Annotated in this window: 23 protein-coding genes and 1 pseudogene; 22 read left to right on the forward strand and 2 right to left on the reverse strand. The window is 25.5% G+C overall.

Annotated features, from left to right (window positions below; all coding sequences use genetic code 11):
* Positions 1-50 precede the first annotated feature (50 nt).
* The 15 genes from nusB (at position 51) to OM90_RS02390 (ending at position 14,239) form a co-directional block, all read left to right on the forward strand.
* Entirely contained in the window at positions 51-476 is a 426-nt protein-coding gene (nusB, locus tag OM90_RS02320; RefSeq protein ID WP_058485266.1) for a transcription antitermination factor NusB, read from the forward strand.
* Complete coding sequence (gene xseA / locus OM90_RS02325) at positions 466-1,683, forward strand: exodeoxyribonuclease VII large subunit (RefSeq protein WP_058485267.1); 1,218 nt, start codon at positions 466-468, stop codon at positions 1,681-1,683. The genes nusB and xseA overlap by 11 nt, the downstream gene beginning before the upstream one ends.
* A gap of 1 nt (position 1,684) precedes the next feature.
* The gene (locus tag OM90_RS02330; protein ID WP_058485268.1) at positions 1,685-1,936 is read left to right on the forward strand and encodes an exodeoxyribonuclease VII small subunit; all 252 of its coding nucleotides are present in this window, start codon (positions 1,685-1,687) and stop codon (positions 1,934-1,936) included.
* Entirely contained in the window at positions 1,926-2,813 is an 888-nt protein-coding gene (locus OM90_RS02335; protein ID WP_058485269.1) for a polyprenyl synthetase family protein, read from the forward strand. Before OM90_RS02330 ends, OM90_RS02335 begins: the two co-directional genes overlap by 11 nt.
* Before the next feature lie 12 nt (positions 2,814-2,825).
* Positions 2,826-3,269: a divergent PAP2 family protein gene (locus tag OM90_RS02340; RefSeq protein ID WP_058485270.1), complete on the forward strand. Its 444-nt coding sequence runs from the start codon at positions 2,826-2,828 to the stop codon at positions 3,267-3,269.
* Between the two features lie 118 nt (positions 3,270-3,387).
* Positions 3,388-5,262, forward strand: a complete 1,875-nt coding sequence (gene dxs / locus OM90_RS02345; protein ID WP_058485271.1) for a 1-deoxy-D-xylulose-5-phosphate synthase — start codon at positions 3,388-3,390, stop codon at positions 5,260-5,262.
* 7 nt (positions 5,263-5,269) lie between these two features.
* A complete protein-coding gene (locus OM90_RS02350; protein ID WP_058485272.1) occupies positions 5,270-6,082 on the forward strand; it encodes a TlyA family RNA methyltransferase in 813 nt (270 codons plus the stop codon).
* A 13-nt stretch (positions 6,083-6,095) separates the two neighbouring features.
* Positions 6,096-6,938 carry an NAD(+)/NADH kinase gene (locus OM90_RS02355; RefSeq protein ID WP_058485273.1) on the forward strand — a complete coding sequence of 281 codons (843 nt, stop codon included), beginning with the start codon at positions 6,096-6,098 and terminating at the stop codon, positions 6,936-6,938.
* 14 nt (positions 6,939-6,952) lie between these two features.
* Positions 6,953-7,408, forward strand: a complete 456-nt coding sequence (locus OM90_RS02360; protein ID WP_058485274.1) for an arginine repressor — start codon at positions 6,953-6,955, stop codon at positions 7,406-7,408.
* Between the two features lie 13 nt (positions 7,409-7,421).
* The gene (gene recN / locus OM90_RS02365; protein ID WP_058485275.1) at positions 7,422-9,119 is read left to right on the forward strand and encodes a DNA repair protein RecN; all 1,698 of its coding nucleotides are present in this window, start codon (positions 7,422-7,424) and stop codon (positions 9,117-9,119) included.
* A 132-nt stretch (positions 9,120-9,251) separates the two neighbouring features.
* A complete protein-coding gene (gene spoIVB, locus OM90_RS02370) occupies positions 9,252-10,541 on the forward strand; it encodes a SpoIVB peptidase (protein ID WP_058485276.1) in 1,290 nt (429 codons plus the stop codon).
* Between the two features lie 131 nt (positions 10,542-10,672).
* Positions 10,673-11,479, forward strand: coding sequence for a sporulation transcription factor Spo0A (gene spo0A, locus OM90_RS02375; RefSeq protein ID WP_242860845.1), 807 nt, complete (start codon positions 10,673-10,675; stop codon positions 11,477-11,479).
* Between the two features lie 185 nt (positions 11,480-11,664).
* On the forward strand, positions 11,665-12,498 hold the full coding sequence (locus OM90_RS02380; protein WP_058485277.1) for a nucleoside phosphorylase-I family protein: 834 nt from the start codon (positions 11,665-11,667) through the stop codon (positions 12,496-12,498).
* On the forward strand, positions 12,464-13,477 hold the full coding sequence (locus OM90_RS02385) for an SPL family radical SAM protein (protein ID WP_058485278.1): 1,014 nt from the start codon (positions 12,464-12,466) through the stop codon (positions 13,475-13,477). The genes OM90_RS02380 and OM90_RS02385 overlap by 35 nt, the downstream gene beginning before the upstream one ends.
* Positions 13,478-13,489: 12 nt before the next feature.
* A complete protein-coding gene (locus OM90_RS02390; protein WP_058485279.1) occupies positions 13,490-14,239 on the forward strand; it encodes an SDR family NAD(P)-dependent oxidoreductase in 750 nt (249 codons plus the stop codon).
* A 9-nt stretch (positions 14,240-14,248) separates the two neighbouring features.
* On the opposite strand, the gene OM90_RS02395 is transcribed toward OM90_RS02390, so the two are convergent.
* Positions 14,249-15,481, reverse strand: a complete 1,233-nt coding sequence (locus OM90_RS02395) for a mechanosensitive ion channel family protein (RefSeq protein WP_058485280.1) — start codon at positions 15,479-15,481, stop codon at positions 14,249-14,251.
* A 161-nt stretch (positions 15,482-15,642) separates the two neighbouring features.
* Here OM90_RS02395 and OM90_RS02400 point away from each other — a divergent pair, with 161 nt between their 5' ends.
* The 3 genes from OM90_RS02400 to OM90_RS02405 are packed head-to-tail and all read left to right on the forward strand — an operon-like array spanning position 15,643 to position 18,533.
* On the forward strand, positions 15,643-16,524 hold the full coding sequence (locus OM90_RS02400) for a VIT1/CCC1 transporter family protein (RefSeq protein ID WP_058485281.1): 882 nt from the start codon (positions 15,643-15,645) through the stop codon (positions 16,522-16,524).
* Positions 16,525-16,566: 42 nt separating this feature from the next.
* A complete protein-coding gene (locus OM90_RS13345) occupies positions 16,567-17,295 on the forward strand; it encodes a GTP-binding protein (protein WP_330381810.1) in 729 nt (242 codons plus the stop codon).
* Positions 17,247-18,533, forward strand: coding sequence for a translation factor GTPase family protein (locus OM90_RS02405; RefSeq protein WP_330381811.1), 1,287 nt, complete (start codon positions 17,247-17,249; stop codon positions 18,531-18,533). The genes OM90_RS13345 and OM90_RS02405 overlap by 49 nt, the downstream gene beginning before the upstream one ends.
* A gap of 65 nt (positions 18,534-18,598) precedes the next feature.
* On the opposite strand, the gene OM90_RS02410 is transcribed toward OM90_RS02405, so the two are convergent.
* A complete protein-coding gene (locus OM90_RS02410; protein WP_058485282.1) occupies positions 18,599-18,901 on the reverse strand; it encodes a YibE/F family protein in 303 nt (100 codons plus the stop codon).
* A 273-nt stretch (positions 18,902-19,174) separates the two neighbouring features.
* Between OM90_RS02410 and OM90_RS02415 the strand changes: the two genes are divergently transcribed.
* The 4 genes and pseudogenes from OM90_RS02415 (at position 19,175) to OM90_RS02430 (ending at position 24,730) form a co-directional block, all read left to right on the forward strand.
* Positions 19,175-22,054, forward strand: a complete 2,880-nt coding sequence (locus OM90_RS02415; RefSeq protein ID WP_058485283.1) for a response regulator — start codon at positions 19,175-19,177, stop codon at positions 22,052-22,054.
* Positions 22,055-22,093: 39 nt separating this feature from the next.
* Positions 22,094-23,650 (forward strand): response regulator, encoded by a 1,557-nt coding sequence (locus OM90_RS02420; RefSeq protein WP_058485284.1) that lies wholly within the window; start codon positions 22,094-22,096, stop codon positions 23,648-23,650.
* Between the two features lie 19 nt (positions 23,651-23,669).
* Positions 23,670-24,176: pseudogene (locus OM90_RS13310) on the forward strand (EAL domain-containing protein); the annotation flags it as partial.
* Positions 24,177-24,217: 41 nt separating this feature from the next.
* Positions 24,218-24,730 (forward strand): ferritin, encoded by a 513-nt coding sequence (locus tag OM90_RS02430; RefSeq protein ID WP_058485286.1) that lies wholly within the window; start codon positions 24,218-24,220, stop codon positions 24,728-24,730.
* Positions 24,731-24,854: the final 124 nt, after the last annotated feature.

The raw sequence follows: 24,854 nt of genomic DNA on the forward strand, positions 1-24,854 counted from the left end.
TAAACTTTAAATTTAAATATGTTTTACAAAAGAATCCGAGGAGGAATGAAATGAGTCGTAGAAAAATAAGAGAACATATATTTACATTGTTATTTCAAAAAGAATTTGCAAGAAGTAGTGAAGAACAAGAGAGAATAGATTTATATTTTGAACAGCATCCAAATATTAAAGAAGAAGATAAAGAATTTATTATAAACGAATTTAAAAATATTACTCAAAAATTGAGTGAAATTGATGATTTATTATCTCAATATTCTATAGGGTGGAAGATCGAGAGAATGTCGAGAGTAGATTTATCTATTTTTAGAGTTGCTATATATGAAATGTATTATGATGAAGATGTTCCTAAAAGTGTTGCAATAAATGAAGCTGTTGAATTAGCAAAAAAATATAGTAGTGATGAAGCTCCTGCATTTATAAATGGAGTACTTGGGAAAATAGCTTCTTCTGTAAAAGAGGTAGATTATGAAAAATAAAAAAGTTTTTACTGTATCAGATATTAATAAATACATAAAAGCATTAATTAATATGGATTATATTTTAAATAATATTTGTGTTAAGGGAGAAATATCTAATTTTAAAAAACATACATCTGGACATATATATTTTACGTTAAAAGATGAATATAGTGCTATTTCTTGTGTAATGTTTAGAAGTAGTGCTGCCTCTCTTACATTTCAACCTGAAAATGGGATGCAAATAATAGTAAAAGGATCTGTTTCAGTATATGAAAAAACAGGACAATATCAAATATATGTAAATAAAATAGAAAAAGAAGGAAGAGGAGCACTTTATGAGGCTTTTGAAAAGCTTAAACAAAGATTAGAAAAAGAAGGACTATTTTCTAAAGAAAATAAAAAACCTATTCCTTCTTTTCCTAAATGTATAGGTATTATTACTTCTCCAACTGGAGCAGCTGTTAGAGATATAATTCATGTTTCTAAAAGAAGAAATCCAAGTATTTCCTTAGTAATTTATCCTACAATCGTTCAAGGTAAGGAAGCTCCAGATAGCATAGCCAATGCGATATATGATATGAATAAATGGGGGAAAGCAGATGTATTAATTGTAGGAAGAGGAGGAGGTTCTATTGAAGATCTTTGGGCTTTTAATGAAGAAGTTGTAGCAAGGGCTATTTATGATTCTAAAATTCCTATTATTTCTGCAGTAGGACATGAAATCGATTTTACAATAGCAGATTTTGTAGCAGATTTAAGAGCTCCAACGCCTTCAGCAGGAGCTGAAATAGCTGTTCCTTTGAGAGATGAATATATATCGAAAATTTCGAATCTTAAAAAAATTTTAAATCAATCTATAGAGTATAAAATTAATGAAAGTGTAAATACCCTTATGGAGATTCAAAATAGGTTACCTTTTAGAAGACCATTAGATTTTATTTATAAAAGACAGCAAGAATTAGATAATCTTGAAAAATTTTTACATAAAAATATAAATGATAAATTAAAAAATTATAAGAATCAATTCCTTCATAAAATAAAAACTTTAGAAACTTTATCTCCTTTAAATATATTAATGAGAGGTTATTCTATTACAACTAATGAAAAAGGGAATACTATATCCTCTATTAATGATATACAAGTTAATGAAAATATTAATGTTCGTGTGAAAGATGGAATTATTTACGGATATGTTAAAGGAACTCAAAAAGAAGAGGAGAGATAAAATGCCAAGGAAAAAACGTTTAAATTTTGAAGAAAGCTTAAAACGTTTAGAAGAAATAGTAGAATTATTGGAAAAAGAAGATATTACTTTAGAGGATTCCTTAAAATATTACAAAGAAGGAATAGAGTTATCTTCTTTTTGTTCTAAAGAATTAGAAGAAGCAGAAAAGCAAGTAATGATATTACAAAAAAATACAGAAGGGAAATTCGTTAAAAAAACTTTTGATATGCAGGAGGAGAATGATGAATTTTAAAAATGAATTAAAACAAAAAGTTGATATTATTAATAAACATCTTGATAAAATATTAATAGAGGAAAAAAATTCTCCTGCTAAAATTATATATGAATCTATAAAATATAGTACTTTTGCAGGTGGGAAAAGACTTAGACCTATTTTAATGTTATCGGCATTTGAAACTGTAGGGGGAACAGGAGAAATAATTTATCCATTTGCTTGTGCTATAGAAATGATTCATACATATTCTTTAATTCATGATGATCTTCCAGCTATGGATAATGATGATTATAGGAGAGGAAAGTTAACAAATCATAAAGTATATGGAGAGGGTATAGCTATTTTAACAGGAGATGCTCTTTTAAATTTAGCTTTTGAAACGATGATAAAAACCACTAAAGATTATTTTTCAAAGGAAGCTATTGATGCCATGGAAATTATTGCAAAGGCAGCAGGAATAGATGGCATGATAGGAGGACAAGTTGTAGATTTAATTTCTGAAAATAAAAAAGTAGATATGGATACAATAAATTTTATATATAAAAATAAAACAACAGCTATTATTCAGGCATCTTTAAAAGCAGGGGGAATATTAGGAAAGGGAAACGAAAAACAAATAAATGCCTTAGAAAAATTCGGATATTGTATTGGAATGGCTTTTCAAATTCAAGATGATATATTAGATATAATAAGTACTCAAGAAAAATTAGGGAAACCTATTAAAAGTGATGAAAGAAATGGAAAGGCTACTTTTGTTTCTTTAAAGGGATTAGATGTTTCTAAAAAATATGTAGAAGAACTTTCTAAAAAAGCTATAGACAATTTAGGAGAATTTAAAGAAAATGCACAGTTTTTATGTTGGCTATCAGAATATTTAATGTCTCGCACTTATTAAGGAGGATTTATTTTGCAAGAAATTGAAGCAATTTTTCGTAATGATATTCTAAAAGTATCGATTTTAGCTTGGTTTATAGCACAGATGTTGAAAATGATAATAGTATTAATACAAAGTAAAAAAATAGATTTTTCAAGATTAATTGGAGCAGGAGGAATGCCAAGTTCTCATTCAGCTTTTGTTATGTCTATGTGTATAGCAGTTGGAGAAAAGGTAGGATATGAAAGTCCGCTTTTTGGAGTAAGTTTAGTTATTGGATTAATTGTTATGTATGATGCAGCGGGAGTTAGACGAGCTGCAGGAAAACAAGCAGCCGTTTTAAATAAAATCATAAGAGAAATTGAACATTCGGAATTTCATTTTGAAGAAAGATTAAAAGAACTTTTAGGACATACTCCTATAGAAGTATTAGCAGGAGCTTTATTGGGAATTATAATTGCATTGATCTATACATAGTAAGGCGAACGTTGTTCGCCTTTAATATTTAGATTATAAACTTGAAAAAAAGTATAAAAAGAAGTTACAATAATATAGAATAAAATAAATACGGTTTTTTAAGAAAGAAGGTATTATATTGAAAAAACTTCTTGATAGTATTATTTCACCAAAAGATTTAAAGAAATTAAGTATAGATAAATTAAATATTCTTGCAAAAGAAATAAGAACTTTTTTAATAAATAGTCTTTCTAAAACTGGAGGACATTTAGCGTCTAATCTTGGAGTAGTGGAATTAACCATAGCTTTACATTACTGTTTTAATTCTCCTAAAGATAAAATTATTTGGGATGTAGGGCATCAAAGTTATGTTCATAAAATATTAACTGGGAGAAAAGAAAAATTTAATACATTAAGACAAAAAGGAGGATTAAGTGGTTTCCCAAAGAGAGAAGAAAGTATTCACGATATATTTGAAACAGGACATAGTTCTACCTCTATTTCTGCTGCTTTAGGAATAGCAGCGGCTAGAGATTTAAATAATGAAAAATTTTCTGTTGTTTCTATTATAGGAGATGGTTCGTTAACTGGAGGAATGGCTTTTGAAGCCTTAAATGATGCAGGAAGAACTAATACTAATCTTATTGTAATTTTAAATGATAATCAAATGTCTATTTCACCAAATGTTGGAGGATTATCTAAATATTTAAGTACTATTCGCACAGGACCTATATATTTAGAAGTAAAAGAAGATATTGATCATATATTAAAAAAAATTCCAGGGATAGGGAAAAGCGTCGCTAAAACTGTTAGAAAAACAAAAGAAAGTATAAGATATTTATTAGTTCCAGGAACTTTATTTGAAGAATTAGGTTTTACTTATGTAGGTCCAATTAATGGACATAATATAGGAGAATTAATAAAGGTATTAAACAGAGTTAAAAGAATGAAGGGTCCTATTTTGCTTCATGTAAAAACTGTTAAAGGGAAAGGATATAAATATGCAGAAAAATTCCCATGTAATTATCATGGGGTATCACCCTTTAATATAGAGTCAGGTAAATCTATTAAAAAGAAGATTAAAGAAACTTATTCAGAAGTATTTGGGAATACATTAATTAATTTAGCTAATATTAATAAAAAGATTGTTGCAATTACAGCAGCAATGCCTGAAGGGACGGGCTTAAAAAAATTTGAAGAAAAATTTCCTAAAAGATTTTTCGATGTAGGTATTGCAGAACAGCATGCAGTTACCTTTGCTGCAGGATTAGCTGTTAGTGGTTTTCATCCTGTATTTGCAGTATATTCTTCTTTTCTTCAAAGAGCTTATGATCAAATTATTCATGATGTATGTCTTCAAAAATTACCAGTTATTTTTGCAATTGATAGAGCTGGTATTGTAGGTCCAGATGGAGAGACTCATCAAGGAATATTTGATTTATCTTATTTATCTCATATGCCTAATATGACTATTATGGCACCAAAAGATAAATTTGAGTTAGAAGAAATGTTAAAATATGCTTTTACTATTAAAGGACCTGTGGCTATTCGTTATCCAAAGGGAGAAGCACCCGTTTTATCTGAATTTAATACAAATCCAATAAAATATAATAAAAGTGAACTTCTTTATGAAGGTAAGGATGGAGCAATTATTGCAGTGGGTAAAATGGTAGAAATTGCTAAAAAAGCAGTAGAAGAACTAAAAAATAAAAATATAGAAATTTCTTTAATTAATGCTAGATTTATTAAGCCTATAGATGAAGAAATGATTATTAATATTGCTAAAAAATATAAAGTTTTATTTACTATAGAAGATAATATTATTAATGGAGGATATGGAAGCAACGTATTACAAATTTTATCAAAAAATAAAATTAAAAATATTAATGTAAATATACTTGGTTTCCCAGATAAATTTATAAATCACGGAACACCAGATGAAATATATAAAGAATATGGATTAGATAAAAATGGTATAATGCAAAAAGTAGAAGAAGTATTAAAAAAAGGATGATAGATAAATGACTAAAAAAGAACGTCTAGATATATTATTAGTTAAAAAAGGGCTTTTTCCTTCTAGAGAAAAAGCAAAATCCAGTATTATGGCTGGATTAGTATTGGTAAATGGAATAAAAGAAGACAAACCCGGAACTCGAGTTGAAGAAAGTTCTGATATAAAAATAAAAGAACAGATGAAATATGTTAGCAGAGGGGGATATAAATTAGAAAAAGCTATAAAAACTTTTAATATTAATTTAAAGAATAAAATAACTTTAGATGTGGGAGCTTCCACAGGAGGATTTACTGATTGTATGCTTCAAAATGGAGCAAAAAAAGTGTATGCAATTGATGTAGGTTATGGACAATTTGCGTGGAAATTAAGGCAAAATGAGAAAGTCATATGCATGGAAAAAACAAATATTAGATATGTTAAACCAGAGGATTTAGATGAATTAGGAAATTTTGCTTCTATAGATGTTTCTTTTATATCCCTTACAAAAGTTTTAGTTCCTGTTAAAAATTTATTGAGAGAAGAGGGAGAAATTGTAGCTTTAATAAAACCTCAATTTGAAGCAGGAAGAGAAAAAGTAGGTAAAAAAGGAGTAGTCAGAGACCCAAAAGTCCATGAAGAAGTCATCTATAATGTAGTAAATTATGCAAAAGAACAAAATTTATATTTATATGATATTTCTTATTCACCTATTAAAGGGCCAGAGGGGAATATAGAATATTTAGTATATCTTAAAAAAAATAACAAAGATAATTTAGAAATAAAAGACATATCAATATGTATTAAAAATACAGTAAATAAAGCTCACAGCGAATTAAATTAAATGTGGTGATAATATGAAAACTATAGGATTAATCTCTAATACTAAAAAAGATATAAAACTTAAAAATACTTCTATGATTATCGATTGGCTACTTAAAAAAAATTGTAATATTTATATTCCAGAAAATATTTCTAATATTCTTAATGCCCCTAATTTAGAAAAAGAAGAAAATAAAATTTATAAAGAATCTGATTTTATAATTGTTTTAGGAGGAGATGGAACTTTTCTTAGGGCTGCAAGAGAAGCTTCTTTATATAATACTCCTATTTTAGGAATAAATTTAGGAACTTTAGGATTTTTAACAGAAGTTGATAAAAATTCTTCCTTTACAGTTCTTGAAAAAGTATTAAATGGAGAATATTATATTGAAACTAGAATGATGTTAGAAACTAATGTTAATAATAATAAAAATCATTTAATATCTTTAAATGATGTTGTAATATCTAGGAGTTCATTATCTAGAATTATTGATTTTAAAATATATATTAATGATAAATTTGTAGATAATTATACTGCTGATGGAGTAATTATATCTAGCCCAACGGGGTCTACTGCATATAATTTATCAGCAGGGGGCCCTATATTAGAGCCAAGTACTAATATGATGGGAATTACTCCTATTTGTCCTCATAGTTTATACGCAAGGTCTATTGTTGTGTCTAGTGAAGATATAATAACAATTGAAATAGGAGAAAATTTGTATTTCGATATTATTCTTACAATAGATGGACAAATGGGATATCGATTAAAGAATAATGATATTGTTAGTATAAAGAAATCGCATTACAAAACACATTTAATACGTACTAAAGAATACAATTTTTATGATGTACTAAGAAAAAAATTGCTAGGATAGGAAGGAGGAATTTTATGAAAATTAAACGACAATCCAAAATTTTGGAACTTATTAATAATAATTCAATTGAAACTCAAGAAGAATTAGCTGAAAAATTAAGAGAAGCAGGATTTGAAGTGACTCAAGCGACTATTTCAAGAGATATAAGAGAATTAAAATTAACCAAAATACCTACAGAACATGGTACTCAAAAATATGCAACACTTATTCAAAATGAACAACATATATCTGAAAAATTTATTCGTGTGTTTAAAGAAGGATTTGTAAGTATGGATAAAGCACAAAATATTTTAGTTATAAAGACTCTTACAGGAATGGCAATGGCAGTAGCTGCAGCAATGGATGCATTTCATTATGAAGAAATAGTAGGAACTATTGCGGGAGATGATACTATTTTTTGTGCTATAAAATCTGAAGAAGATACTATTAGGTTAATGGAGAAATTAAAAGGCATTTTGAACTCGAAATAGTAGGAGGAGTTTTATGCTGGTAAACATTCATATTAAAAATATGTTTTTAATAGAAGAGATTAATATTGATTTCGGAGAATATTTAAATATCTTAACAGGAGAAACAGGAGCAGGGAAATCTATTTTAATAGATTCTATTAATTTTGCTTTAGGAGAAAGGACTTCTAAAGAAATAATTAGGAGCGGAGAAAAAAGTGGTATTGTAGAATTGCTTTTTTATTTAAAAACCAATGAAATAACTGAATTATTAAAAACAATGGGAATTAATATAGAAGAGGACGGATATCTTCTTATATCTAGATCTATAAACAAATCGGGAAGAAGTCTATGTCGTGTAAATGGACAAACTGTAACTTTAGGAATGTTAAAACAAATATCATCTATGCTTATAGATGTTCATGGACAACATCAGCATCAATCATTATTAGATGTAGGGAAACATATTCAATTATTAGATCAATTTTGTCAAGATGAACTTAGAGAGTATAAAAAACAAATTTTTACATATTATAAGGAGTATAAAAATATTGAAAAACAAATAGATAGTTTATTAGGTGATGATAAAGAAAGAGAAAGAAAAATTGATCTTTTAAAATTTCAAATTGATGAAATTTCAGATGCAAAATTAAAAAAAGATGAAGAAGAGCATCTTAAAGAGCAATTAAAAATATTGTCAAATTCAGAGAGATTAATAAATGGAATAGAAGAGATTAATTCCCTTTTATATGATAATGATTATAAAGGTATAGGGATATATGAGAATATCGGAAGAGTAACAAAACTTTTTATGGATTTATCAAATATAGATAAAGAATTAATTCCTTTATATGAAAGTATAGAGAATATACAAATTCAATTACAAGATATGTCTAGAGATATAAGAAATTATAAAGAAACAATAGAACATGATCCAGATGAATTACAAAGGGTAGAAAATCGTTTAAATCTAATTTATAATTTGAAAAGAAAATATGGTAATACAATAGAGGAAATCCTAAATTATAAAGAAAAAATTGAAAAAGAACTTAATTTTATAATAAATAGTGAGGAGACAAGAAAAAAATTACAAAATGAATATATTGAAATAGAAAAAAAGATTAAAAATATATGCGAAAAAATGTCTGAAATAAGAAAGAAAAAAGCAAAAAAAATAGAAGGGAAAATAGAAAAAGTTTTACATGAATTAGAAATGAAAGAAGCTAAATTTCATATATCATTTTCTAAAAAAGAAAATTTTAATGAAAATGGATGGGATATGGTTGAGTTTTTAATTTCAACAAATAAAGGTGAAAAATTAAAACCACTTTCTAAAATTGCTTCTGGAGGAGAAATGTCTAGAATAATGCTTGCATTAAAAACTGTATTAGCAGATATTGATAAAATAGATACGTTGATTTTTGATGAAATAGATACTGGTATTAGTGGAAGAACTGCACAAAAGGTAGCAGAAAAATTAGGATTCATTTCTAGAAAACATCAAGTTATTTGTATTACTCATTTACCTCAAATAGCTTCTATGGGAGATAATCATTACAAAATTGAAAAAATGATGGAAAAGGATAAAACTACATCTTATGTAAGAGTTTTAGATAAAAAAGATATAATAGATGAAATAGCTAGATTAATAAGTGGAGCAGTTATTACTAATATAACCTTAAAAAATGCAGAAGAAATGAAAAAAATGGCCGAAGATTTTAAAAGCAGTTTATAACTGCTTTTTTTGTTTACACCTTTTTTTGTAGTTTTTAACTGGTATAAGAATAATTTAAAAAGGTTAATTTATGTTTATAAACTTTAGAAAAATATATTTGTTTTTTAAATTTATTTTTATGGGGTGTAAACAATGAAAAATAAAAAATCATTTAAATTAGGAATTTTATTTATATTAATAGTTGCTATTATAAGTCCTTTTATAGCGTCTTATTTATATATTCCAGAAGAAATTAAAATTATTTCTGGTAGAGAAAATAATTTTAATTTCTATCTTCCGATAAAAGCTAATATATCTTTAAAAAATCAAAAAGTTATAAAAATTAATAATAAACAAATAGATGAAGACAATATTGATATTAATTTAAATAAAAGTTTTTCTATCGAGCCTTTAGGTAGTGAAACTTTAGATGTAAAATTAAAGTTATTGGGTATATTACCTCTTAAAACAGTTAAAATGGATATAATTCCTCCTATGGAAGTTGTTCCTTGCGGTATGACAGTAGGGGTAAATGTAGAGACTGATGGAATTATGGTTTTAGGAACAGGAGATGTAAATGGTATAGATGGAAAGACATACCAACCGAGTAAAGGAATTTTACAGTCTGGAGATTTGATATTATCAATAAATGGAAAAGATTTGAATAATAAAGAAGAATTAATTGAATGTATAAGAAATAGTAATGAAAAAGAATTAAAATTAAAAATAAAAAGACAGAATGAAATAATTGAAACAAGTATAAAACCAGTAAAAAGTAAAGAAGATAAGGAATATAAAATAGGAGCTTGGGTAAGAGATCAAACTCAAGGGATAGGAACATTAACTTATTACAACCCTGATACTAAAATATTTGGAGCTTTGGGACATGGGATAACAGATATTGATACCAAAAAACTTATGCCTATAAAAGAAGGAAAGGTTATGAAAGCAGAAGTAACATCTATAAAAAAAGGACAAAAAGGAGTTCCTGGAGAATTAACAGGAGCTATTTTTGACACTGAAGAATCAAAGATAGGAACTGTAAAAATTAACACTTCGCATGGGATTTTTGGAAAAATAGATGCTAATAAAGAAAGTATATTTTCAAATAAAACATATCCTATAGCTCTGCATCATGAAGTACATGAGGGTGAAGCAGTAATTCTTTGCAATATATCAAAGGACAAAGTAGAAGAATTTGAAATTTATATAGAAAAAGTATCTAAGTTTAATCAAGATGATTCAAAGGGTATGGTAATAAAAATTACAGACCCTAGATTATTAGAAAAAACAAATGGAATTGTACAGGGAATGAGTGGTAGTCCTATTTTACAAGATGGGAAATTAATAGGTGCCGTTACTCATGTATTTGTACAAAATCCAACTAAAGGGTACGGGATATTTATTGAAAATATGATAAAAAAAGAAGAAAATATAAAATAAATTGATAAATAAACTATTTTTTGTTAATAAAGAATCTTGATTTTATTCTATTTATTCATTATAATGAGAATAGATTGTATATTTATTTAAAAAAAGGATAAATAGACTGATGAACTAAGGGGGAATTTTATTTGATAAGTACTAGAAATAATAAGATAGAAATTGTTTTAGCAGATGACAATAAGGATTTTTGTAAAATTTTAGAAGAATTTCTAAACAAACAAAATGATATGGAAGTTATTGGAATAGCTCATAATGGTCTGGAAGCATGTGAAATAATTATAGATAAATTACCAGATGTAGTTATATTAGATGTAATTATGCCTCATTTAGATGGTATTGGGGTTCTTGAAAGACTTAATTCTATTCCTATGAAAAAAACACCTGTATATATTATGTTATCAGCAGTAGGGCAAGATAAAATTACAGAGAAAGCATTAAATTTAGGAGCAGAATATTATATTATAAAACCCTTTGATATGGAAACACTTATTGCACGTATAAGGCAATTAAAAGGGACTCATGAAATTATTAAAAAGAATAGGTCTACTTTATCTAAGAGTAATTATAATAATTTTTCATTTTGTGATTTAGAAACAGAAGTTACTAATATTATTCATGAAATAGGAATTCCAGCTCATATAAAAGGATATCAATATCTTAGGGATGCTATTATTATGTCTGTTAATAATATGGATATTTTAAATTCAATAACGAAACAACTATATCCTTCTATAGCTAAAAATCATAATACAACTCCAAGTAGAGTAGAGAGGGCTATTCGTCATGCTATAGAAGTAGCTTGGAGTAGAGGAAAAACAGATACTATTGATAAATTATTTGGATATACTATAAATAATGGTAAAGGTAAACCTACTAATAGTGAATTTATAGCTTTAATTGCAGATAGATTGAGATTAGAATTACAAGTAGGATAAGCTTATTAAATTTAATAATACTTATTTTTAAGTCCTTATCTTAAATTAAGATGAGGACTTATTTTATATTTATTTGCTAAAAAATTTGACCTAAATAATAAGATAATGTAACATCAAATTGATTAGATTATGACAAATAGATTTAATAATTTAATATTTATTATTAATATTAGGAGTGATTTTATATGGTTTATTTTTTAACAGCTCTATATTATGAAGCTAAGGAAATAATTAAACATTATAAAATGAAAAAAGTTATAGAAGCAAAGAAATTTCAAATTTTCAAAAATGATAAATATTATCTTATTATTACTGGGACAGGAGGAATAAAAGCTGCAGTTGGAGCTACTTATTTGCTAAGTAATTTTGGTTATAATGAAAATGATATATTTATAAATATAGGTATTTGTGGAGCTAATAAAGAAAAAGCTCATATTGGAGAAATATTTTTATGTAATAAATTAATTAATAAATATACTAAAAAATCCTATTATCCAGATATGTTATTTTCTCATTCTTTTAGAGAAGGGTCATTAGAATCTTTTTTAGAAATAGTAGATAAAGATATGATTAAAAATGTAAAAGCTGATATAGTGGATCAAGAAGGAGCTTTTTTATACGAAGCAGTATCGATATTCTTAAAACCAGAAAATATTTATATAATTAAAATAGTATCAGATTTTTTAGAAGCAGATAGTGTTACGCCTGTATTAATAGAAAATTTGATGGCGTCCAATTTGCCAAAGGTATATGAATGGATAGATAAAAGATTGAATATAGAAGATTACAAAAATGATATAATGAATAAAGAAGAAAATGATATGATAAATATTTTATGTAAAAATATGAAATTAAGCTCAGCTATGGAATATGAATTTAAAAAATTATCTAAACAATATAAAATAAGAAATGGACAAATCCTTGATTTATTAATAAAATATAAAGATGTTAAATGTAATATAAAAGCTGAAGGGAAAAAAGTTTATGGAGAGCTTAAGCAAAAACTTATGGAATTATAAATTTTCGCATATTTATGTAGAAAAAGATGCATTAAATTATGATATTTCCCATGATATAATATCTCGGTTTAAAAAAAGTATACTTATTGAGATAGAACATTATAAAGATGTATTTTGCAGGAAAAATCAAAATTTTATTTTACAGAAAAAAATACCTAAACTTATATTAGCAGTAAAGAAAGATAATTTTATATATCCTGGATCTAAGATGTGTGATGATTTTGGTAATGATAATTTTTATTATACATCTTTAGTTATGAATTGTATTTATGATTGTGAATATTGTTATCTTCAAGGAATGTATCCATCAGGAAATATTGTTATATTTGTAAACATTGAAGACACGATAGAAAAAGTAAAACAAATTTTAAAAAATAAATCAATATATCTTTGTGTTTCCTATGACACAGATTTAATGGCAATTGAAAACATTACAGGATTTTTACATAAGTGGATTGAAACTGCAAATAAATATAAAAATTTAAAGATAGAAATAAGAACAAAGAGTGCTGATTTTGAGTATATTAAAGATATTCAGAGTTTGGATAATGTAATTTTAGCATGGACCTTATCTCCAGATAAAATTATAAAAGAATTTGAAAAAAATACGCCATCTTTAAATAAAAGACTAAAAAGTATATGTGATGCTATAGATAAGGGATGGAAAGTTAGAATATGTTTTGACCCTATTCTTTATGTTAAAGATTGGGAAGTTTTATACAAACAATGTATAGAAAAAACTTTTGAGATTATTGGAAAAAGAAAAGTATATCAAGTAAGTAGTGGAGTTTTTAGAATATCAAAAGATTATCTAAAGATAATGAATAAATTAAGAGAAGATTCAAAGATATTGGCCTATCCTTTTCAATGTAATAATGGAGTTTGTAGTTATAATACGAAACATATTAATAAAATGATGAATTTTATTAAGAATGAAGTAAAAAAATATGTGCCTTTAAAAGATATATATTTACAATAAGGAGTTGAACAAATGAAATCAGCAATAGTAACAGGAGCTTCTTCTGGAATAGGTCTTGAAATAACAAAAATGCTTATAAGGAATAATTATAAAGTTTATGGTTTTGCGAGAGATTTTTCTAAAACAAATTTTGAACATATAAATTTTATAAAAGAAAATTGTGATATAACTAAAACTAATTCGTTGGAAGAAAAAATTAAAAATATAAAGAAGATGGACAAAAAAATATATATATTAGTTAATAATGCAGGAGTGGGATATTATGGTCCTCATGAAGAAATAAATATAAAAAATCTTAAAAATATGATAGCAACTAATTTAGAAGCTCCCATTATTTTAAGCCATTTACTTTTAAGAGATTTAAAGAAAAATAAAGGATATATAATAAATATATCTTCTGTCACAGCTAAAAAAGCAAGTCCTATAGGATGTGCATATTCTGCTACTAAGGCAGGACTTACTCATTTTAGTGAAAGTTTATTTGAGGAAACTAGAAAATCAGGAGTTAAAGTTGTTACAATACATCCAGATATGACAAAAACTAATTTTTATAATAATGCTTATTTTAGAGAAGGAGATTTACCAGAGTCATATATTACAGGAGAATGTGTGGCACAAGCTGTAAAGATGATATTAAATCAAAGAGAAGGAACTATATTAACAGATATCACTATAAAACCACAAAAACACATGATTACTAAGAAGAATACGATTAAAAATAAATATAAAGAAACTAAAAAAATAAAGGATAACCGTGTTTAATGTTATCCTTTATTTTAAAATATAGCTTCTTAGGTCGTGACTAGAAGGTTTTTGGAATATTTTTAATTCAAATATATCAGCAATGGCAAATATATGCTCAAATATATCAGATTGTATGTTTTCATAATTAATCCAATTAGTATCATTTACAAAAAAGTAAAGTTCTAAAGGTAATCCACATTCTCCAGAAGGAAGTTGTCTTACCATATGAATCATTTTTTTGTGAACCTTAGGATGATTTTTTAAATAATTTTCTATATATATCCTGAATATTCCTAAATTAGTGATATTAGTATTATTAATTAATAATTCATTATCAACTTTATTACTTTCATCATAGAGTTGTATTTCTTTTTCTTTTTCCATAATATAATTTGTTAAATAATTTATTTTTTTAAATTTTTCAAGCATTTGAGGTGAACATAATTTAATACTATTTATATCTATATATATAGAACGTTTAATACGACGGCCTCCAGCTTCTTGCATTCCTCTCCAGTTTTTAAAAGAATCTGAAATAAGAGCATATGAAGGGATTGTAACTATAGTTTTATCAAAATTTTGCACTTTGACAGTATTTAAAGATATATCTATTACATCTCCATCCGCTCCATATTTAGGCATTTCAATCCAATCTCCAATTCTAAGCATATCATTAGCAGATAATTGTATTCCTGCTACCAATCCAAGAATAGAATCTTTAAATACTAAAGAGAATACTGCGGTAAGAGCCCCTATACTACTTAAAAGCACTATAGGATCTTTATCAATTAGATATGCGATAATTATAATTCCCATAATTATGTAGAAAATAATTTTAAATACTTGTATAATCCCTTTTATAGGTCGTTGTTTTGATACAGGATAAGTCTGATAAATATCGTGAAGAGCATCTATACCAGAGTTTACAACAAGAATACTAATTGATAAAATATATATTATAGCAATTTTTTCAATTAGAGTTTGAAAAGGCCCAAATAATGGAGAAATTAAATAAGTAATTATACCGGGAATAATTTTGGCTAATCTCCTAAAAAATTTTCTTTTTAATAAATAATCGTCCCATTTAATTTTAGTTTGTTTTACAAATTTTGATAATAGAGACAATAATACTCTTGTTGTTATAAAATTTGCAATTATATAAATTAAGATTATTGCTAAAATTAATATGATCATAGAAGAAATTTTAAAATTGTCATTATTTAAATTATATGTTGATAATAGTTCTTCTATACTTTTCATTAAATTTAATACCTCCTTACTTTGTAAATTTTAATTTAAAAATATTTTCAGATGTAAATTATAACATTAATATATATTTGGTACAAGAAAGGGTGCTATAACTTATATAAAAACATAATATTGGAATTATAAAGTATTAAAATAATTTTAGGAGGAAAGAAATGAGTTATATAATATCGAAAGAAACAAAGAAAACTATTTTAAAACTTCAACAAAGCGAAGTAACAGAACAAGCTATTTATTTTAACTTAGCAAGGAGAGTAAAAAATAAGTCAGAAAGAGAGATATTACAAAGAATAGGAAGGGAAGAAGGAGTACATAGTGAAATTTGGAGTAAATATACTAATAAAAAATTAACTCCTAATAGATTTAAAGTATTTTTATTTACTTTACTGAGTATTATCTTTGGATATACTTTTACTATTAAAATTATGGAAAAAGGTGAGCATAATGCTCAAGGAATATATACAAAATTATCATCAGAAATCCCAGAAGCAAAAAAAATACAAGAAGAAGAAGAAAAGCATGAACATGATTTAATTAGTTTATTAGATGAAGAAAGATTGCAGTATGTTGGTTCCATGGTATTAGGTTTAAATGATGCTTTAGTAGAATTAACTGGAACTTTAGCAGGAATAAGCTTTGCATTGCAAAATACTAAACTTGTAGCTCTTTCGGGGTTAATTACAGGAATTTCAGCAACATTATCCATGGCTTCTTCAGAATATTTATCAGCTCGTTCTGAAGGAAATACAAATGCTTTAAAAGCATCTATATATATAGGACTTATGTATATATTTGCTGTAATTTTATTAGTTCTTCCATATTTAATATTACCCAATGATCAATTCATTTCTGCTCTTATTATTATGTTGTTTACAGTTATAATTATTATATTTGCTTTTACATATTATATTTCTGTGGCTAAAGATCTTACTTTTAAAAAGAGATTTATAGAGATGGCTACTATTAGTTTATCAGTAGCAGCTCTTTCGTTTATAGTTGGAATTTTAGTAAAACAATTTTTAGGGATAGATGTATAGAATCTTAATATAAAAAATTAAACAACTAAGAGGGATTAGCTTATGAAAAAAACTATAGGAATTCTTGCCCATGTTGATGCAGGGAAAACAACTTTTTCAGAACAATTATTATATTATACAGGAAGTATTAGAACTCTTGGGAGAGTGGACCATAAGACGTCTCATATGGACACTAATGAAATAGAACAAACAAAAGGTATAACTATATTTGCTGATCAATGTAGTTTTACTTATAAAGAAGATACATATTATCTTATAGACACTCCTGGTCATGTGGATTTTTCTACGGAGACAGAGCGTATTATTAAAGTTTTAGATTATGCTATTTTACTTATAAGTGGTACTTCGGGAGTTCAGGCTCATACTAACACTTTATTTAAGTTATTAAAATCTTATAAAATTCCTACTTTTATATTTATTAATAAATCGGATGTACAAAGTTTTAGTTTAGAAGGTATATTAAAAGATATAAAAAATAAATTAACAAAGGATATTTTATATATTAATTCTTATAAAGATATTATTGAGTTAAATGTAGAACTTGTAGAATTTGCAGCAGAAAGAGATGAAGAATTTCTAGAGATTTACTTAAATGATAATTATTCTGTGGATAATTTAAAAAAAGTTTTAAAAGATTTAATTAAAAGACAATCATGTTTTCCAGTTATGAAAGGTTCTGCTTTAAAAGGAAAAGGAATAGAGAATTTTTGGAAATTTTTTCAATGCTTTCAGAAACTTATTATAAAGAATCAGAGAAAGATTCTTTTATAGGAAAGGTTTATAAAATAAGGTACGATGATAAAGGCAATAGATTGACATTTATAAAGGCATTATCTGGGAAAATACAGATTAAAGATGAATTTAACTTTAAACAAAATAATAAAAGTTTTATAGAAAAAGTCAATGAAATTAGAGTATATGATGGTAAGAAATACAAAAGTAAGCAGATTGCTTTTGCTGGAGAAATATTTGCTGTAACAGGATTAAAAACTCCTAAATGTGGATATACTTTAAAAAAAGAAGAAATTGTTAATGTACAAGAAAAATATCATTTAATTCCTGCACTTCAGTCTAAGATTAATATTTTAGATGGAACAGATATAAATATATGCATGGAAAAATTAAAAATATTAGAAGAAGAAGACCCTATGTTATCTGTATCTTATTTAAAAGATACAAAAGAAATAATAATTAGTGTAATGGGTAAAATCCAGTTAGAAGTTTTAGAACAAATAATGTTATCAAGATTTAATATAGCAATTTCTTTTGAAAAACCTAAAGTACAATATAGAGAAACTATTGCCTCGCCGGTAGTTGGATATGGACATTTCGAACCCCTTAGACACTATGCAGAAGTACAGTTAAGATTAGAGCCTAATTTTCGTGGGAGTGGTATTACTTTTGAAAATGAGTGTTCAGTAGATGATTTACCACTAAATTATCAAAGAGCAGTAGAGACTCATGTTTTTGAAAAAATACATAAAGGGGTATTAACCGGTTCTCCTATAACAGATATAAAAGTTATTTTACAAAATGGACGGGCTCACATAAAACATACAGATGGAGGAGATTTTAGAGAAGCTACTTATAGAGCAATAAGACAAGGACTTGAAAAGGCAGAGTCTGTATTATTAGAACCATTTTACGTTTTTGAAATTTATATAGAAGAAAAATTTTTAGGAAGAGTACTTTCTGATATACAAAGATTAAGAGGAACTTGTAATCCTCCTGTACAAACTGGCGAAAATGTATATATTAAAGGGAGAGGGCCAGTTGAAACTTTTATGGAATATGCATCTGAATTTGCTTCTTTTACAAAAGGAAAAGGAAGTATTAGTTTATTATTTGATGGATATGATATATGTGAAATTGCAGAAGAAGTTATTAAAAAAATTGGGTATGATAAAGATAAAGATTTAGAAAATACATCTTCATCAATTTTTTGTTCTAAAGGAACTTCATTTATAGTTCCTTGGTATGAAGCAGAAAAATATATGCATACTATTTAAAAAATAAAAAATCTTAATTACGGATTATAAATTTATATTACTTTAATCCGTAATTAAGATTTTTATTATATATCATGATTAAATAAATTTTGTTTTTCATATATAATTCCAGATATTATTAAATCTTTTTTTGATATATTAGGGCTATTTAATTTAATTTCTTCTAATGCAGAAGATATGTCAATTGCTAAATCCATTATAGCTCCAGAACATGCAAGATAAATTCCAGCTTGAAAAATATTGGTTAAGTTAAGATTTATAAATCCAGCATATAATAAAGCCTCTGACCATTGCATAACAGCTCCATGAATATTAAATATTTTGCCAAAGACAATAGCAAGTAAACAAGTGATTAAAGAACAAGCCATTGAGCTAATAATAGCAGCAAAAGCTTTTTTAGTAAATCCTGCAACTATTAATAGAGTACATAATTATTTAAAATATGAGTTAATGTAACAGATAGGGGATTATAATTTCCATATAAATTTTAAAATTTTTAATATTATATTAAAGTATTTTATTGACATAATATTTAAGAATTCATACAATATACTTAATAATATTATTTAGAAAATTATAAATATATTTTAATAATAATTGTAAATAAATACTATATAAAAAATAAATAATTTGGGGGAATTATGCGTAAATGTAGTTTTTTTACTATAGGTTTGTTTATAATTTTATTTCATTTTTTTTTATTTAATAATATTCAAGCCGTAGTTTGGGATTCTAATATCGAATTAACAGATAATGAAATAAAATTTATTAATGAAAATCCTGTAATACGTGTAGGTATTGACCCAAAGTTTGTACCTTTTGAATTTATTGATAAAGATGGAAGGTATAAAGGAATAGCATCAGATTATTTAAATATGATTAGTAAAAAAACTGGATTAAAATTTAAAGTTATGGAAGGATTAACTTGGGTAGAAGCTTATGAAGAAGCTCTTGAGGGTAATATTGATGTTCTTGCTGCTATTTCAAAAACGGAAGAAAGAGAAAACCATTTTCTTTTTTCGAAACCTTATTATAATTTTAAAAGGGTAATTGTGGTAAGAGATACAAAAAGAATTAGTGGAATTCAAGATTTACAGGGGAAAACAGTTGCAGTACAAAAAAATAGTTCCCATCATAGTTATCTTTTATCATATCCCAAAATTAATCTTAGTTTATATAATTCTGTAGAAGAAGCATTAACTGCAGTAGCTAGTGGAACGGAAGATTTTTTTGTAGGAAATTTAGCTACAACTAATTATATTATACGTTCAAATGCTTTAACAAATTTAAAATTTGTTGCTTTTGAACAAGAAGAAGAACAGGGTATTCATATTGCAGTACGTAAGGATTGGCCAGAATTAATTAGTATTATAAATAAGGCAATAGATGCTATAACAGAAGAAGAAAAAATATCTATTATTAATAAATGGATAGATTTAAATACAGAAAATAATTATAAAGAAATAATAAAGGCAATACTTATTATAGGAGGAATTGTAGTAATAGCATTAATAATCTCCTCTTATTGGATAATTCGTTTAAAAAAAGAAATAGAAAAGAGAAAAAAAATACAAGAAGATTTAGAAATAGCGAAAAAAGAAGCAGAAAAGGCAAATCAATTTAAATCTAGTTTTCTAGCAAGGATGTCTCATGAAATAAGAACTCCGCTTAATGCCATTATTGGTATGACATATTTGTTAAAGAAGACAAAGATAAATCTTACTCAAAAAATGTATATAGATAGAATTATTCAATCTTCATCTAATATGTTATCTATAGTTAATGATATTCTTGATTTTTCTAAGATTGAAGCTGGAAAAGTCGAATTAGAATATATATCTTTTGATTTAGATAAATTAATTTATGATGTAATTAATATTGTTTCTTATAAGATTGATGAAAAAAAAATAGGGTTAAATTTATCAAAAGATCCTTTAATTCCTAATTGGTTTATAGGAGATGAAAAAAGAATAGAACAAATTCTTTTAAACTTATTAAATAATGCGATTAAATTTACAGAAAAAGGAGAAGTTTCATTAGAGATAAGATTAATTGCTAAAGAAGGTAGTAAATATCATCTTTCATTTATTATAAAAGATACGGGAATAGGAATGACACAGGAACAAATAAATAAACTATTTACCCCATTTACTCAAGCAGATGTTAGTATTAGTAGAAAATTTGGAGGAACTGGTTTAGGATTGTCCATTGTAAAAAATTTTGTTGATATGATGAATGGAGAAATTAAAGTTTATAGTACAGAAGGAGAAGGCTCTACTTTTATTGTTAGATTATCTTTAAATTTAGACGAAAAAAAAGAATTAGAATATAAAGCATCCATATCTAAAGAGCATTTTAAAAATATTAAAATACTTATATTAGAAAAAAATACTTCTAATATGAACATAATAGCTAATTATTTAAGAACATTTGGAATAGAATGTGAGCTTACAACATCAGAGACAAGTGCACTTAGTATGCTAGAATCTACTACGGGAAAATTTTCCAAACCTTTTGATTTAGTAATTATTGATTATGAAACTCCTATAGGAGGAGGATTTAGATTTGTTGATTGCATTAAAAAGAATAAAAATATTCCTAAATTGCCTAAAATTATTATGATGCTTCCAATAATGCGAGAAGACCTTTTTGATAGATTGGAAAAGCATGAAATAGATTTTGGGATAGGGAAGCCAGTTATTCCTTCCATATTATTTAATGCAATATTAGAAATATTTAAGTTAAAAGTTGTAGCAGCAAATCAAAGTTATAGAATGATTGAAAAAAATAATAAACCACTAGATGGGTCTTATACAGTTTTATTAGTTGAAGATAATCAGACTAATCAACTAATAGCAAGTTCACTTCTTGAACAAATGGGAATAAATGTAATAATTGCAAATGATGGAGAACAAGGTATTAAGCTTTTTAAAGAATATTATAATACAATAGATTTGATTTTAATGGATTTACATATGCCAGTTATGAATGGATATGAGGCATCAAAAGCAATTAGAAAATTATCAAAGACAGTACCTATTGTGGCTATGACTGCTGATGTGGTTAATGGAGTTAAAGAAGAATGTGAAAAAAATGGGATTTATAATTATATAAGTAAACCTTTTGATCCCGAATATTTTATACAAAAAATCAAAAGTATACTCAATCAAAATCATTTTAATAAACATATTCTTGATGAAATATCAGGAATAAAAAATTTAGGGAATAATATAGAACTTTATAATAAAGTGTTAGATGAATATTATAAAGAAAATATTAATGTTATAGAAAAGTTGGAAAAGACTATAAATAACAATAATTATTTTGAAGCAGAACAAATTATTCATAAAATAAAAAGTAGTTCAGCTAGTATTGGGGCAAAGAAGGTACATGAACTTTGTGTTAAATTTCAAAAAGCATTAAAAGAAAATGACAAAGAAAATATAAATTTATTTTATAGAGAATTTAAAGAAACATTTTCTAAATTACTTGAAGAAATTTTAGAAAGAAGGAGTAAATAAAGCAATGGTTGGAAGTAAAAATATTAAAGGAGGGTAGGTATGAATACTAAGATTTTAATTGTAGATGATTCTAGTACAGATCTTATAATTATTAATGACATATTAAAAGAATATGATACTGTGACAGCTAAAAATGGTAAAGAAGCTTTAAAAATACTAGAAGAACATTCAGATATTGACTTAATTATTCTTGATTTAAATATGCCTGTATTAGATGGATTTAAATTATTAGAAGTATTAAAATCTGACAAAAGATTTAAGAATATAAGAATTATTATTTTAACTAACTATGATGAAACAGATAAAGAAATAAAAGGATTAAAATTAGGGGCAATAGATTATATAAGGAAACCTGTTCATTTAGAAGCTTTAAAAACTAGAATAAGTATTCATGTTAAATTGTTAAAAGCAGAAAAAATTTTAGCAGAAAAATTAAATGAAAGTAATTTAACTTTAGATACTTTATTAGACCAAGTTCCGCTTGGAATAGCTATATTTTCAGAAAATAGATTTAATTTAAATGATGACTCTAATATATTAATGATGAATTCAAAATTTGAACAAATTATGGGAAGAAAAAAAGAAGAGCTAATTAAGTATGGATGGGAAAAAATTATTCATCCTAAAGATTTACAAGAAGATATTAAAAAGTATAATGAATTTTTACAAAAAAAAATAAATGGTTATTCCATGCAACAAAGATATATTAAACCTGATGGAAGTATTACTTGGGTAGATATGACAATTTCTCCAATCAAATTCGGTAAAAATAAAGATTTTAATCATATTTGTATTATTCAAGATATTACTATAAAAAAAGAACAGGAGATAAAACTTAAACATATAAATGAGATAGATTTTCTTACTAATTTGTATAATCGAAGATATCTTGAAAATATAATAAAAAGAGATTTAAAAACAAAAGAGAATAAAGCCATTGTTCTTCTTAATTTAAAAAAAATAAACAATATTAATTTAACTTATGGATATAATTTATGCGAATCAATAATTAAAGAACTTACTATAAAATTGTCTAAGCTAGTTACAGAACATTGTAATTTATATCAGATATCTTTTGAAAGATTAGCTTTCTATATTATTAAATATAATGATAGTAAAGAATTAGTAGATTTTTGTGAAAAAATCATAGAAATAATAAGTTCCGATCAAATTTTAAATATTGTAGGTGTAGGAATTGGAATTATAGAGATTAATAAATTTAATTATGATGCAGAAAATATTATAAAACATGTGTCAACTGTTGCAGAACGAATTGATGAAAATAAAATCTTTGGATATAGATTTTTTGATAAGGACCTAGAATTAGAAATTACTAGAGAAAAAGAAATAAAAGAATCTCTAATGAATTTATTAAAACCAAATTCAAAAGACTATTTTTATTTACAATATCAACCTATTATTAATTTAAAAAATAATAAAATAGAAAGTCTTGAAGCTTTGGTACGTTTAAATAGTCATAAACTAGGATATGTATCTCCAATGGAATTTATTCCCATAGCTGAAGAAACTCAGTTAATTATTCCTCTAGGTAAAAAAATTATTTATAATATATGTATATTTTTAAAAAAAACTTGAATCATTAGGATTTAATGATGTAAAAATTTTTGCTAATGTGTCAGGTCTTCAGTTAATTAGAGATGAATTTATTAATGAAATAATTGATATTTTAGAAGATACCAAAATTAACCCATCTAATTTTGGTATCGAAATAACAGAAACCATTTTTGCTGGTAATTATAATGTTATAAATAAAAAGCTAAAAAAACTTAAAAAATTAGGAATAAAGATTACCATTGATGATTTTGGGACAGGATATTCTTCTTTTGCTTACGAAAGTGAATTACAAGTAAATTGTTTAAAAATTGATAAATATTTTATTAATAAATTATTATATACTGATAATGATAAATCTGTTATAGGCGATATTATTTCTATGGCTCATAGATTAGGACATTATGTTATAGCAGAAGGAGTTGAATATGAAGAACAGAAAAAATATTTAATTGCACATAATTGTGATATGGTACAAGGATATTTATTTAGTAAGCCTCTTGACGAAGATGATGTAATAGATTTATTAAAACAATATAAATGTGGTTAAAATAAAAATATAAAATATTAATTTAGAAAAGGATGATAAATATGTTAAATAAAAATATAGTAAATTTATTAAATGAACAGTTAAATAGGGAGTTATATTCTGCATACTTATATTTAGATATGGCAAATTATTATGCTGAAAATAATTTAAATGGTTTTGAAAATTGGTTTTATATTCAAACTCAAGAGGAAAGAGATCATGCCATGTTATATAGGCAATATTTATTAAATAATGGAGAGTCCATTGTTTTGAAAAAAGTTGATGCGCCTAATATAAAATATAATAATTTTAGAGAACCTTTAGTAAATTCCTTAGAACATGAACAGCAAATAACAAGCTTTATAAATAATATATATGATGAAGCATATAAGATTAAAGATTATCGTACAATGCAATTTCTAGATTGGTTTATAAAAGAACAAGGAGAAGAAGAAAAAAATGCAGATGATAATTTAAAAAAATATGATTTATTTGCAGGAGATTCTAAAGGACTATATATGTTAGATAATGAAATGAAATCGAGAATATATACAGCTCCTTCTTTAGTATTATAAGTAATAATTACAAAAAATCCCGTACTCATATACGGGATTTTTTGTGTTTTTGTAGTAAGAATATTATATTTTTTGTCTAAAAATGTTGAAAAATATCTAAAAAAGAGATAACATATATTAAATA

This window comes from Defluviitalea phaphyphila, assembly GCF_001466305.1.
GTDB lineage: Bacteria > Bacillota > Clostridia > Lachnospirales > Defluviitaleaceae > Defluviitalea_A > Defluviitalea_A phaphyphila.

What these genes read in the sequence shown, in the direction of transcription:
- nusB (WP_058485266.1), top strand. Translation starts at nt 51, where the DNA reads ATGAGTCGTAGAAAAATAAGAGAACATATATTTACATTGTTATTTCAA.
- xseA (WP_058485267.1), top strand. Translation starts at nt 466, where the DNA reads ATGAAAAATAAAAAAGTTTTTACTGTATCAGATATTAATAAATACATA.
- OM90_RS02330 (WP_058485268.1), top strand. Translation starts at nt 1,685, where the DNA reads ATGCCAAGGAAAAAACGTTTAAATTTTGAAGAAAGCTTAAAACGTTTA.
- OM90_RS02335 (WP_058485269.1), top strand. Translation starts at nt 1,926, where the DNA reads ATGAATTTTAAAAATGAATTAAAACAAAAAGTTGATATTATTAATAAA.
- OM90_RS02350 (WP_058485272.1), top strand. Translation starts at nt 5,270, where the DNA reads ATGACTAAAAAAGAACGTCTAGATATATTATTAGTTAAAAAAGGGCTT.
- OM90_RS02355 (WP_058485273.1), top strand. Translation starts at nt 6,096, where the DNA reads ATGAAAACTATAGGATTAATCTCTAATACTAAAAAAGATATAAAACTT.
- OM90_RS02360 (WP_058485274.1), top strand. Translation starts at nt 6,953, where the DNA reads ATGAAAATTAAACGACAATCCAAAATTTTGGAACTTATTAATAATAAT.
- recN (WP_058485275.1), top strand. Translation starts at nt 7,422, where the DNA reads ATGCTGGTAAACATTCATATTAAAAATATGTTTTTAATAGAAGAGATT.
- spoIVB (WP_058485276.1), top strand. Translation starts at nt 9,252, where the DNA reads ATGAAAAATAAAAAATCATTTAAATTAGGAATTTTATTTATATTAATA.
- OM90_RS02380 (WP_058485277.1), top strand. Translation starts at nt 11,665, where the DNA reads ATGGTTTATTTTTTAACAGCTCTATATTATGAAGCTAAGGAAATAATT.
- OM90_RS02385 (WP_058485278.1), top strand. Translation starts at nt 12,464, where the DNA reads ATGGAGAGCTTAAGCAAAAACTTATGGAATTATAAATTTTCGCATATT.
- OM90_RS02390 (WP_058485279.1), top strand. Translation starts at nt 13,490, where the DNA reads ATGAAATCAGCAATAGTAACAGGAGCTTCTTCTGGAATAGGTCTTGAA.
- OM90_RS02395 (WP_058485280.1), bottom strand. Translation starts at nt 15,481, where the DNA reads ATGAAAAGTATAGAAGAACTATTATCAACATATAATTTAAATAATGAC.
- OM90_RS02400 (WP_058485281.1), top strand. Translation starts at nt 15,643, where the DNA reads ATGAGTTATATAATATCGAAAGAAACAAAGAAAACTATTTTAAAACTT.
- OM90_RS13345 (WP_330381810.1), top strand. Translation starts at nt 16,567, where the DNA reads ATGAAAAAAACTATAGGAATTCTTGCCCATGTTGATGCAGGGAAAACA.
- OM90_RS02405 (WP_330381811.1), top strand. Translation starts at nt 17,247, where the DNA reads ATGCTTTCAGAAACTTATTATAAAGAATCAGAGAAAGATTCTTTTATA.
- OM90_RS02410 (WP_058485282.1), bottom strand. Translation starts at nt 18,901, where the DNA reads ATGGCTTGTTCTTTAATCACTTGTTTACTTGCTATTGTCTTTGGCAAA.
- OM90_RS02415 (WP_058485283.1), top strand. Translation starts at nt 19,175, where the DNA reads ATGCGTAAATGTAGTTTTTTTACTATAGGTTTGTTTATAATTTTATTT.
- OM90_RS02420 (WP_058485284.1), top strand. Translation starts at nt 22,094, where the DNA reads ATGAATACTAAGATTTTAATTGTAGATGATTCTAGTACAGATCTTATA.
- OM90_RS02430 (WP_058485286.1), top strand. Translation starts at nt 24,218, where the DNA reads ATGTTAAATAAAAATATAGTAAATTTATTAAATGAACAGTTAAATAGG.